The sequence below is a fragment of the Meridianimaribacter flavus genome (assembly GCF_004366715.1).
Classification (GTDB): Bacteria; Bacteroidota; Bacteroidia; order Flavobacteriales; family Flavobacteriaceae; genus Gaetbulibacter_B; species Gaetbulibacter_B jejuensis.
The window spans coordinates 118,172-129,779 of sequence record NZ_SOQZ01000002.1 but is presented as its reverse complement, the minus strand read 5'-3'; the positions used below and the strand labels follow the sequence as shown (position 1 = coordinate 129,779).

At 32.4% G+C, this 11,608-nt stretch carries 10 protein-coding genes; 8 read left to right on the top strand and 2 right to left on the bottom strand.

The genetic code is table 11. From position 1 onward, the window contains the following. Positions 1-58: 58 nt before the first annotated feature. The 8 genes from A8975_RS05360 (at position 59) to A8975_RS05325 (ending at position 8,847) form a co-directional block, all read left to right on the top strand. Positions 59-643, top strand: a complete 585-nt coding sequence (locus A8975_RS05360; RefSeq protein ID WP_134198963.1) for a hypothetical protein — start codon at positions 59-61, stop codon at positions 641-643. Positions 644-674: 31 nt separating this feature from the next. Then, positions 675-2,438, top strand: coding sequence for a leucine-rich repeat domain-containing protein (locus tag A8975_RS05355; protein ID WP_134198962.1), 1,764 nt, complete (start codon positions 675-677; stop codon positions 2,436-2,438). A gap of 8 nt (positions 2,439-2,446) precedes the next feature. Next, positions 2,447-3,229 carry a T9SS type A sorting domain-containing protein gene (locus A8975_RS05350; RefSeq protein WP_134198961.1) on the top strand — a complete coding sequence of 261 codons (783 nt, stop codon included), beginning with the start codon at positions 2,447-2,449 and terminating at the stop codon, positions 3,227-3,229. Positions 3,230-3,268: 39 nt separating this feature from the next. Next, positions 3,269-3,910 carry a hypothetical protein gene (locus A8975_RS05345; RefSeq protein WP_134198960.1) on the top strand — a complete coding sequence of 214 codons (642 nt, stop codon included), beginning with the start codon at positions 3,269-3,271 and terminating at the stop codon, positions 3,908-3,910. A gap of 252 nt (positions 3,911-4,162) precedes the next feature. After that, positions 4,163-5,428, top strand: a complete 1,266-nt coding sequence (locus tag A8975_RS05340; protein WP_134198959.1) for a hypothetical protein — start codon at positions 4,163-4,165, stop codon at positions 5,426-5,428. Between the two features lie 69 nt (positions 5,429-5,497). Beyond that, entirely contained in the window at positions 5,498-6,820 is a 1,323-nt protein-coding gene (locus tag A8975_RS05335) for a hypothetical protein (protein WP_134198958.1), read from the top strand. 3 nt (positions 6,821-6,823) lie between these two features. Next, on the top strand, positions 6,824-8,074 hold the full coding sequence (locus A8975_RS05330; RefSeq protein WP_134198957.1) for an erythromycin esterase family protein: 1,251 nt from the start codon (positions 6,824-6,826) through the stop codon (positions 8,072-8,074). A 23-nt stretch (positions 8,075-8,097) separates the two neighbouring features. Next, positions 8,098-8,847 (top strand): hypothetical protein, encoded by a 750-nt coding sequence (locus tag A8975_RS05325; RefSeq protein ID WP_134198956.1) that lies wholly within the window; start codon positions 8,098-8,100, stop codon positions 8,845-8,847. Positions 8,848-8,856: 9 nt separating this feature from the next. Here the strand turns inward: A8975_RS05325 and A8975_RS05320 are convergent, their stop codons facing one another. Beyond that, on the bottom strand, positions 8,857-10,248 hold the full coding sequence (locus tag A8975_RS05320; RefSeq protein ID WP_134198955.1) for a TolC family protein: 1,392 nt from the start codon (positions 10,246-10,248) through the stop codon (positions 8,857-8,859). Positions 10,249-10,265: 17 nt separating this feature from the next. Beyond that, entirely contained in the window at positions 10,266-11,606 is a 1,341-nt protein-coding gene (locus A8975_RS05315) for an HlyD family secretion protein (protein WP_134198954.1), read from the bottom strand. Positions 11,607-11,608 lie beyond the last annotated feature (2 nt).

Sequence of the window (11,608 nt, the reverse complement as noted above, 5' to 3'; positions counted from 1 at the left end):
TCCTATTTCATAGACAATCATCGTAACATACATTTATACTACCTAAAACTATAAGTGTATGAAAAACAAGATTTCAAAATTAAACAAGCAGGTTGTAATCGTATGTATTACAACACTACTTTTTATGGCATGTAGCGATAATTTAAGTCAACAGCCTACAACAGCAAAAGGCTTTAGTGCTATAGAGCAAGAGCTAAAAAGCAAATTTGGTGAAGATGCATACTATACCAACTTAAGTGTTATTTACAATGAAACAATTGGTAATACTATTAATGTAACTGTTGCACAAGATCCTGAATCCATGAAAATGGAAGAGTGGAATGTGGTGCAAAACAACTGGAAACAAAGTTCTGATATTATAATTGAAGTGCCTCAAGGCACAAAAGCTACCGATTATATGTATCAACTAGGGGACAATATAAACCTGACAAAATTGGGTGGTTTGGTAGAAACGTCTACACAAAAACTAAAGGATATGAAAAACCTTAAAAACCCAAAATTAAGTATTGCGTCTATAAAGTTCCCAAAAAATGGTGATGTCTCTAAAGCAGAATACCTAGTAACGCTAGAGCCTGAACATGGAGGAACAGCATTTAGCTTTTTCTACACTTTAGATGGCAACCTAATTAAAATGGATTACTAAAAAAACAGTTATTAATTATAAACCTTAAATCATGAAAAAACAATTACTTCTTTTAATGGCAACCTTATTATTTTCAGTAAGTTACGCCCAAACTATTGGAGATACTTTTATAGACAATTTTATAACCTATGAAATTACCTCACTTTCACCTAACAATGTTGAAGCTGTAGATTATGATACAAATGGAGGTACAGTAGTTACTATTCCTGATACTGTCACTTATAATAACATTGTATTTGATGTAACAAGTGTAGGTTCAGCATGTTTTTTTGATAAGCAGTTAACTAGTATTACCATTGGGAATAATATTATTAGCTGTGGTCAATCAGCTTTTAGACAAAATCAATTAGTCAATGTTGTGATTCCCGATAATGTCTTAAATATTGGGAACTATTCATTTTTAAATAATCAGTTAACTAATATAGACTTTGGAAGTGGTTTAACAAGTATTCCCGAACAATCTTTTCAAAATAATCAATTTACAAGTCTTAATATTCCAGATAATATTACAGCGATTGGTTGGAGAGCATTTGAAAGTAATAATCAGCTAACCTGTATAACAGTAGAGGCTACAGTACCACCTACAATAATTACTGGTACAGGCGATTCTTTTAACACTCGTAGCAACATAGACTTAACCATACCAACAGGAACAGCAAATGATTATGCAGCTGCAACATGGACAGGTTTTAATAGTGTTGCGGAAGGAATAACAGGAAATTTTACTGTAAACCATATTACATATGCAATAACTTCTTCAACAAATAATACTGTAAAAACTACCGATTATAATACTACTGGAGGTGCTGTGGTTAATATACCTGCTACGGTTACTAGAGGTTGTGAAACCTACACTGTTACTGAAATAGGTAACAATTCTTTTCTTCAAAATCAATTAACAAGCGTAACCATTCCAGATACAGTTATTTCTATAGGTGAAGGAGCTTTTAATAACAATAGCATTAGTTCATTAACACTAGGAAGTAATGTTGAGATTATTGGTAATTGGGCTTTTAGGCACAATAGTTTAACGAGTCTTACTATTCCTAACAGTGTGACAAGTATTAGTATTTATGCTTTTGGTAATAATAACATCACAAATTTAAGTTTAGGTAGTAGTATTGAAATTATAGGTGATTCAGCTTTTTCCGAGAATGATATACTAAGTCTTACTATTCCAGATAGTGTAATTTCTATAGGAGACAATGCTTTTATATACAGTGATAATATGACCAGTTTAGTTATTGGAAATAATGTTACAAATATAGGTGATTTTGCTTTTGCAATGAATCCTTCATTATCAATACTCACAAATGTTATAATACCTGCAAGTGTTACTACAATTGGAGAGTATGCTTTTGGGATTTCTTCATTAACCGATGTAACAGTACTTGCTACAACACCTCCAACAATTACTACTGGTGGTACTTATGATACATTTGCAACGTACCGTAGTAATATCCATCTACATATACCTCCTGGTACTATGGGAGCGTATGTGACTGATCCAGGAGCATTATGGACAGGCTTTAATCCAGTAACCGAAGACGCTTTAAGTGTTGATGAGTTTCAGCTACAACATGCTGTAAAAATCATAACAAACCCTGAAAGCTTAACTATAACTTCAACTAATAACCTACAGTTGAATAGTTATACACTATATACTATTACTGGAGCAAAAATACATACTGGTGCAAGTACCGAAATTTCAACTAGTACAATGTCAAAAGGTATTTACATCCTTGCATTAGATTTTGATCAAGGAATGCTGATTAAAAAAGTAATGATTAATTAATCGGCGTTATGAAAGCAATAGTAATATTGTTATGTGTATTCTTAGGGTCTACAATAAGTTGGGCACAGGTCATTACTTTTGATGACCAAGGTAGTGTTGATGGTCAAGCTTTGGGAAACCCATACATGATAGCAAATAACGGAGAAACCTTTGTGTTTACTGTTAGTGGAGTAACTGGAGGGCCAACAACTCATAGGTATAGAACTACAGATTCTTTTGGTTGTGGTAATACAAGTTTAAGTCACTTGAGTTCAGGAACATTTCCTGCTACAACTTGGACTATAGAGACTCAAAGTGGAAATGAAGTTGATTTTGGAACTATACAATTTGACAACTTTTTTCAATGTTATGTTTTCGCTTACGAATTGACAATTGAGGGTTTTAAAAACAATGTATCAACAGGCTCTCAAGCATTCTCGGTTGGAGGAATGAATTCAATTTTTACTCCCAATGCTGCTTTTGATGATGTAGATAAAATAGTAATTACTTGTGCCGATTTGGGTAACCTAGGTATTGACAGTATCAACTGGTCATCCTCAACGTTACATAATCAGTCTTATTTATTGTCTGATAGTGTGCAATTACGTTACAGTAAAAACTCAAACACTATTGAGATAAATACTCTCAATTCTGGCGCGCACTTGTATAAATATACTATGTATGATATATCTGGTAATCAAGTAAAAGAAGGAAATGAGTCTAAGATAGAAACGTTTCAGTTATCTAAAGGGATTTATTTTGTAAAACTAGATTTTAATATAGGAACTGTCCTAAAGAAACTAACGTTCTAACAAAAATTGTAACGAAATGTTTAATTAAAATAAAATGCTATGAAAAGAAAAATGTTAATTCTGTGTGTGCTTATTTTGGGTTACGCTTGTAGTTCAGATGACAACACAAACCCAAATGAACAACCAGACAATTTTTATGCCTTAACGGTAGGGAATACTTGGGAGTATGTCTATTACCTCAAAGATAACGACACAAACACCTTTTTGCCCACAACAATAATTGAAACGGTTAATATTACTGAGACTGTAGAAATTGATAATAATACCTACTTTAATTTTAAGCATGTGGTAACAGGTAATGATGGAACTTACCCTTACTTTCCTGATAATGGCGAAAGAAACTACACGTTAAGAGACTCTCTAGGATTTCTAATAGACGAGGTTGGGCTTATCAAATACAACAATAGCGATTATAATGAGCATTTTATGTTCAATTTAGATTTTGATTATTCGTGTCATTTGGCGCTATCTAATGTCATGGATAACATCACAACCAACGCAGGCAGTTTTACCTGCTATGATAATCATTACTATTTTAAAGATTTCAATGGTAATATCGCTAATGCATTAGATCATATCTATAGAGAAGATGGGATAGGAGAGGTGTTAAGTACTATGTCTTTTGTAACCCAATCTGAACACTTCATAGAAAAGCGCTTGGAGTCTTATGTCATTCAATAACTATAACACTTTAAAACATGGTTAAACTATTAGAAGAATATAAATTAGAATTGTTTTTATTAGTATTCTACACTGCTATTATTTTATGGATTGTGTTGTAGTGCTTTAGTTTGTTGCAAGATTGAGCAGTAATATTTGGGTTAATTACTGCTCATTTCTTTTTTATAACCGTATTGAATTACTATAAATGATACCTTAAAGCTTATTTTTAGCGTTAATAGAATAACTTTAAGGGGTTTAACATTGCAAATCATGAAAATCGTTTACGTTTTATTTCTGTGCCTATTAAGCTCTTGTGCTCAAAACATAAAAGAACCAAAAGAAAAAACAGCAGAAGAAACTGCATTATCTCAGGAGGAAATTATAAATTCTGTTGTTAAAACACTTCATTTAGATCAAGACGAAATCAAATTAGGAACTATTGTATCTAAAGTATTCCCAAGTAATTCAGATGAAATAATTATAATTATTCCTGAAATAGTAAATGAAGAAGAAGATATTTATGAACTCAACAGTCATATTGTTATAGCTAATACTACTACGGCAAACATCAAACACAAGTATTTTGAAAGTTCTAAAACAAACGGTTGGATTTCCGATGCGGTATTTACTGAAGACATTGCGATAGAAGATTCAGAATATACACTTAACGATTCCGTTACTGCCTTTGGAGTCATGGTCAAGTTTAGAAATAATTCTCAACCTAATCCTTACAGTACCTCAATAGTATCTTTATACGCTAAGAAAAATCATACTCTACAAAAGCTATTAGACAATTTTACAACTTACGAAAGTTCAGGAGAGGTAAATGTCAATTTTAGTGATTGTTATGCTGATATAGTTAAAGAAAAAAATGAACTAAAAATAAGCGATATAACAACAAATGGGTATTACGATATAACAGTCTTACAAACCATAACACAAATTAATTATGCCAAGGATGAAAACGAGGAGTGTAATCCAATCGAGAAAAGTAAAAGTGAACAGCAGTATTTTTTAAAATTTAATAATGAATCATATGAAGCTATGAAAGTCATTGCAGAAGAAAACACAGTAAACTTTGATAGACTAATTGCCAATACTAAAACCAGAACGCTACCAATAACAGATAGCACAAATTTTGATGATTTTATTGATGAAGATGATTATAAAGTAGTTGATGTTAAAGGTTTTAAATTAATAGATGTTTATCCAAACTTTTACAAAGAAGGTTATAATTTCAAAGCGATAGCCTCATACAAAATTGAAATGTCTCATAACTTTCATACAGCTGTAATAACAGCTCTTAAAGACAATAATGAAATGGAGTCTGTACTAATCAATTACGATCTTAATGGTGAAATTATCGACTATGAAGTTGTAGCTTATGATGAAACTGCTGAAGGAATTGCAAGAATAACCTCAAAAATTGAAAACCATACTATTGAAAGAACATATACCTTATGGCTCGAAGACAAGGAAATAACTGTAGAGCAGTTCCAGATTGATGAAGAAGGGAATATTAAACCAGAGAAATAATTCACAATATCATAAAATTAGGTTTTATGAGTTGTTATTCTAAAAGCCTGTTAATCATAAAGAAATAAAATGAAGCATCAATCAATTCTATTATTCTTTTTAGTATTTATTGCAATAGCTTGTAAAAATCCTGAAAAAGAAAATCCGCAAAGCAACAACGTCATTACTTCTGATGTTATAAACTTTTGGAATGCCTATGATCATATCGTCACAACTCAAGATTCAGTATTACAATATAACTATTTAGATAGCTTATATTTCAAGAAAGGAACTGTTGGGTTAGAAGGTGTTAGACAAGTAAGAAACTATACAGCACAAGATTATATTGAGGCTATCAACAACTATCCAAAATTTTGGAATTCTATAAGAGAGAACACATTAGAGGCTCCTAAAGTCAGTTCAAAATTACAAGTTGGAATTGAAAAACTAAAAACATTATATCCAGAATTAAAACCTGCCAAAATATATTTTACAATTGGAACTTTCCGTACACCAGGAACTACAATAGACAGTTTGGTGCTTATAGGTGCAGAATTAGCAATGGGTAATCCTAATACAGATACAAGCGAGTTTCCTGAAAGCATATCGCATTTAAAATCATATTATGCCACTAATCCTAATAAAAACTTGGTGTTTTTAAACATCCACGAGTTTGTACATACCCAACAAAAATCGAGAGTTAATAATTTATTATCTTCAGTAATTTATGAAGGTGTTGCAGAGTTTGTAACAGTACAAGCACTCAATCAGCCATCACCAAATCCGCAAATAGAATTCGGAAAAAACAACGCAGAACGTATTAGAGAAGTGTTTGAAGACGAAATGTTTTACGTTGCTAACTTTGGCAAATGGTTAAATAGTAATGAGGCTAACGAATTTGGTATGCGAGATTTAGGCTATTATGTAGGTTATCAAATTTGTGAGAACTATTATAATCAAGCAGAAGATAAGCAAGCTGCTATAAAGTCTATGATTGAATTAGATTATGAAAACGAATCTATAATTGAAGCGTTTGTTCAAAAAGCGAATTATTTTTCAGCGTCTCTAAATGAATTGGAGCAAAGCTTTGAAAGCAAAAGACCAACCGTTATAGGTATTGAACAATTTGAAAATAAAAGTCAAAATGTAAATCCAAGTACAAAAGCCATTACTATAAAATTTTCTGAAGCTTTAAATGGCTATCATACAAGTGTGGATTTGGGTAACTTAGGAAGAGAAGCATTCCCAAAAGGAACTTTAAACGGAAGAACATGGGCTGAAGATAACAGGTCTTGGACAATTCCTGTGGAGTTAGAACCTAACAAAACCTATCAAATATTTATAACAAATAATTTTAGGACACCAGACGACAGACCGTTAAAGCCTTATTTAATAGAGTTTAAAACAAGATAAACTATGAAAAACTACATTTTTCTGCTTGCTTTTGTACTGGCAACAAAAATAAGTTTTGCACAATGCCATACCGAATTAGAACAATACACCACAGGCTTTAAATCGGTTCAAGCTAGTGAGTTTTCATTTCTAGACAATGTACTCAGCGATATAAGAATTGTGGGTTATGGTGAAGATACTCATGGAACAGCTGAGTTCACTTTACTAGCTCAAGAATTAATGAAATACCTTTCTGAACAACACGATTTTAAAATACTGATTATCGAAACCGGTTTTGGTGAAGGCTTGTATCTCAATGATTATGTGCAAGGGAAAAGAGACGATTTAAAAACTATCCTAAATCAGTACAATTCATCTTGGAGGTATAGAACCAAAGAGTTTTATCAGTTAATGGATTGGATGCGAACCTACAATCAAAATAATGAAGATAAATTGTATCTATACGGTTGTGAGATGCAGTACGTAGCTTCAGAAGTGAATAGAATTAAAGAATACCTTTTAAAAGTAGGTTCTGATTATAAAGTAGATGGGTTTGAAAAACACCTTTGGCAAGCGTTTAATGAACAGGAAAAAACAATGTATTTCATGGCATATGCAAATTTAAAACAACACTTTGTTGAAAACCATGAGAACTTTAAAAGCAAGTCTTCAGAAGAAGAATTCAACTTAAACTTTCATCTAGTGGAAATACTTGGTCAGTTTGCCACTACCATCAATCAAAATAACGAACAGAGAAAATCCGATTTTAGAGATATTTACATGGGTGAAAACATACTATGGATTATGAATTATTATAACCATAATAAAAAAGCAATGTATTGGGCACATAATGCACATGTAGGAGATTGGGTAGATAATGGTATTGTAGATGTTACAGGTCACCAGTTAAGAAAACTGTATGGCGATTATTACTTTAACATAGCTACCGATTTTGGTACAGGCAATTTTATAGCATATCCTAATGATGCCAATAAAACAAACGATTGGCGTTTTAAAACAATTACAATTGATAAAGTAGTTGAAGATACATTTACACAATGTCTAAAAAACTTTGGAACCCCTAACACTTTCCTAAACTTTAGAGCAGCAAGAGCAAATAAAAATTTAGCGTATACTCTTAATTCGCCATTGATGTCAATGAGTGGAGCAGGAGCACGTGCTAGAAGTTCTAAAACAGAATCTAAAGCATTTGGAAGCGCTTTTGATGCTATTATTTATCTTGATAAAACCAACGCCATTAATTGGGCAGATTAATCTTGCAATTAAACTCTAAATACATGAAAAATATAGTTGTCATTCTATTTCTGTGTGTTGTTAGCTGTGATAGAAATCATAGGTCTTCAAATTCAATAGAAACTAATTCAACTTGGAACCTACAAAAAAGAGAACAATACCTTACCAACCGAAACGATTCAACAACATGGGACATTAAAATGCTTGAAACTGACAAGCAAATGATTGGTATTGGTGATTTTGGTCCGTTTGAGATTGGAGTTTTTCCTGTGCCAAAATATGACCTTTTAGGGAAAGACAGCTTTAAAGGATTGGGTAGTAAAGGCGAAAACTATCAAATAGGCGATAAAATGGTTATCATGAATAGTTTTTTTGTAGCTGATAACGAAATAAACAAAAAGCGACTAAATGGTAAAAATAATGAAGTGTTTTTTCAATTGTTGGTACTAACTGATACTTTAGATACCATAAATTATAACCTGAACAAAAATATAGGTATTTCTAGAAACCATCCAGACTATGTTGCGCAAGGTTTTGTGAAAACTAAAGAAAATAGAATAGATTACTTTGCATTTGATACTGCTGAAAGCAATAGCTATGCTATTATAAACACACGATTATTTGACTTAAATTTTGGAAACACCATTCTTATAGCGCCACAAAAAGATGGTACATTGAGGTCATTACAAATTAAAAGCCCTCAATTAACCTCTGAAACTGTAGACGAATATACTAATGCACTTTTGCAAGAAGAGCGCGTAAAAATATTCTTTACTAATACAAGCAATATTTAAGACTTGGTATTAAAACAGTGTATTGATAGTTCTTGATAAATTAGACTTACTACTTAGTAACTGGTATTCGGCATCAATTCGTTTTAATTCATTTTCAATAAGTTTTACCTCTCTGTAATTTACCAAAAACAAAGAACCTTCACCAATTTCAAATTTGCGTTCTTCACCTTGTATAAGGGCTTTGTAATCTTCAACCAAATCAAGTAGTATGATGTGCTGGTTGTTGTAAGATTCTATTTCTTGTAAGTTGGAGTTAATCTTATTTTTTAAAGTTACTTCTGTAGTAGCAAGTTCAAAGTTAATGTCTTGTAGCTTTATTTGTGCTAGTTTTAAATCGCCTCGTTCTTTTCGCAAAAACAAAGGAAAATTAATTTGCAACCCACTTTTGTAATTAGCAGTGTTTAACGAGTTTAAATTGTCATAGTCTGTCGTTAAAAAATTATACTGTAAGTTAACAGTAGGAAGTAGATTGTTTGTTTTTAGTTTTTTATCTATAGTTAAAATATCTTTTTTTACTTGTAGTGCTTTTAGTTTTGGGTGATTAGTAATGTCAATAGCATCACTGTTTAAAAGTGAACTGTTCAAAACCTGATCAATGATGCTAATAGTGTTTAAGTCTGGTATAATGGCTTCTTCAAGCTCTAAAGGTATGTTGTTATCAATCCACAAATAGTTTGAAAGCTCAAGCTTAGATTTGATATAGCCAATTTTAGCTTTCTCTAAATCAACCATTCTGTTTTTTAAATTAATACTTGCTTCTAAAGTGTCAATAGCTGGTTTGTCTCCTGCTAGGTAACTCTTTTTTATAATATCTAATCGTGTTTTAGCATTCTGAGTGTAACCTTCATAGGTTTTTAATGATTGGTAGTTTTTAAGCCAATTGTAATAGGTTACTAAAGCATTATAAATAACATCGTTGACCAACAATTGCTGGTTGGCTTGTGCTTGTTGAGTAAACAGTTTTGCTTGCTTTAACGTTGCCATACGCTCATTCATAAACAGCCCTTTGGCTAAAGATACCGAAACACCTGCGCTGTATAAACCATCATCAGGAGTTTGTAATTCAGGATTGAGATATGTGCCATCGTTGTTTTCAAAGTTAGCTTTTAGTTCTACACCATACCATGTTGGAAGTTTAAACGTAGTGTTAAGCTTATTGTAATAAGTAGTTTCGCTAAACTTTTTTCTGTCAAAATCAACTTCAATTTTAGGGTCAAAAGCACCTCTAGACTTTAACAATTTTGCTTCACCTTCGCTAACCAGTAATTGAGTTTGCTTAACCACAGGATGGTATTTTTTTACGTATCCTAAATACTCCTCAAGGGTTAATGTAGTTAACGATTCTTGCGCAAATCCATTAAAACACATGAGTGCCAACAAATAACTTAATACTGTTTTCATATTACAATAATCTGTTTTTATTTAGTTGTGGCTTGTTCTGGTTGATAGAAGTTAGGAGGGAAGCTGTTAATTTGCCTCCAAATCTCAAACCATATTGGCACATTGTCCAGTAACGCAATAGTTCGCGCTCCTGAACCTACTCTAATGTCTTTTGGCCATTCAACATCTTCTTTGTTAGGAGCAAGTAAAACACGATACATACCATTGTTACTTATAAAGTTTTCAATCGCTATAATTTTTGCACCATAAGTACCATAAGATACATTAGGCCAACCGCTAAATACAATTGCAGGCCAACCATCAAACTGTACGCGTACATCTTCGCCCACATGAATAAGTGGCAAGTCTATTGGTCTTACATACATTTCAACAGCCAATTCATAATTAGAAGGCATAATACTTACAAGTTGTTCGCCTTCTTTAAAGGTTTCACCAATACCAGATTTTATAGCTTTGTTAATGTAACCGTCTTGTGGTGCAGTTACATAAAGTAAACTGTTACGTTTGGTGTAGTTTGCCAAATCAGTTTCTAGTTTTGACACCTGAACTTCGGTATCATAAGCGCTAGATTGTGTAGCGTATAAATCGCTCTGCGCTTTTGAAATCTTATCAGCATAGGTTGCTTGTAATGTTGAAATGTCTAACTGACTATTGATAACTTCATTCTTTGCAACTAAAAACTTATTCTCTGCTGAAACCAACTTAGCACTAGCTTCTTGCAATTTGTTTCTGGCATCTTCAACATCTTTTACAGCCTTTAAACCTTCGGTTTGTAAACTAGATGTTCGCTCAAATTGAGTGTTGGCAATAGCTGCTTTAATTTTTAAGGCTTCAAGGTCAATACTGTCTGTCTTTACTTTTAAATAGGCTTGCTTTAACTTGTTTTGTGCTTGCTCAAGTTTTAAGGTACGTTCACGTTGTAATGCAGAAATTTGATTGTTTAGCGCATTAATCTTGTTTTTATATGCGTCTACTGACGATGATTTTGCGTTAAGCTGTACGTTAGTACGTTCAGCAAGTTGTGCATCAAAATACTCACTTTTTACTTCAGATATTCGAAGTATAGTATCACCTGCGGTTACAAAGTCGCCTTCTTGTACAAACCATTGTTCTATGCGTCCAGGTATTTGCGATTGAATGGTTTGTGGTCGCTGGTTTGGTTTAAGTGTAGTTACATTACCTGAACTAGTAATGTTTTGTGTCCAAGGTAAAAATAATATCATAATCATTATCACAGTAAATACCATTAAAAAGCTTTTAAATCGCTTGTGGTATTCTTTATGAAAAATCTCTTGGCAAGACTTAAACTTGGTTAGGTCTACATATTCTGAAACACTATTCTTTGAAATGTTTAACATAC

Coding starts and splice junctions, on each gene's coding strand:
- A8975_RS05360 (WP_134198963.1), top strand. CDS start 59: ATGAAAAACAAGATTTCAAAATTAAACAAGCAGGTTGTAATCGTATGT.
- A8975_RS05355 (WP_134198962.1), top strand. CDS start 675: ATGAAAAAACAATTACTTCTTTTAATGGCAACCTTATTATTTTCAGTA.
- A8975_RS05350 (WP_134198961.1), top strand. CDS start 2,447: ATGAAAGCAATAGTAATATTGTTATGTGTATTCTTAGGGTCTACAATA.
- A8975_RS05345 (WP_134198960.1), top strand. CDS start 3,269: ATGAAAAGAAAAATGTTAATTCTGTGTGTGCTTATTTTGGGTTACGCT.
- A8975_RS05340 (WP_134198959.1), top strand. CDS start 4,163: ATGAAAATCGTTTACGTTTTATTTCTGTGCCTATTAAGCTCTTGTGCT.
- A8975_RS05335 (WP_134198958.1), top strand. CDS start 5,498: ATGAAGCATCAATCAATTCTATTATTCTTTTTAGTATTTATTGCAATA.
- A8975_RS05330 (WP_134198957.1), top strand. CDS start 6,824: ATGAAAAACTACATTTTTCTGCTTGCTTTTGTACTGGCAACAAAAATA.
- A8975_RS05325 (WP_134198956.1), top strand. CDS start 8,098: ATGAAAAATATAGTTGTCATTCTATTTCTGTGTGTTGTTAGCTGTGAT.
- A8975_RS05320 (WP_134198955.1), bottom strand. CDS start 10,248: ATGAAAACAGTATTAAGTTATTTGTTGGCACTCATGTGTTTTAATGGA.
- A8975_RS05315 (WP_134198954.1), bottom strand. CDS start 11,606: ATGTTAAACATTTCAAAGAATAGTGTTTCAGAATATGTAGACCTAACC.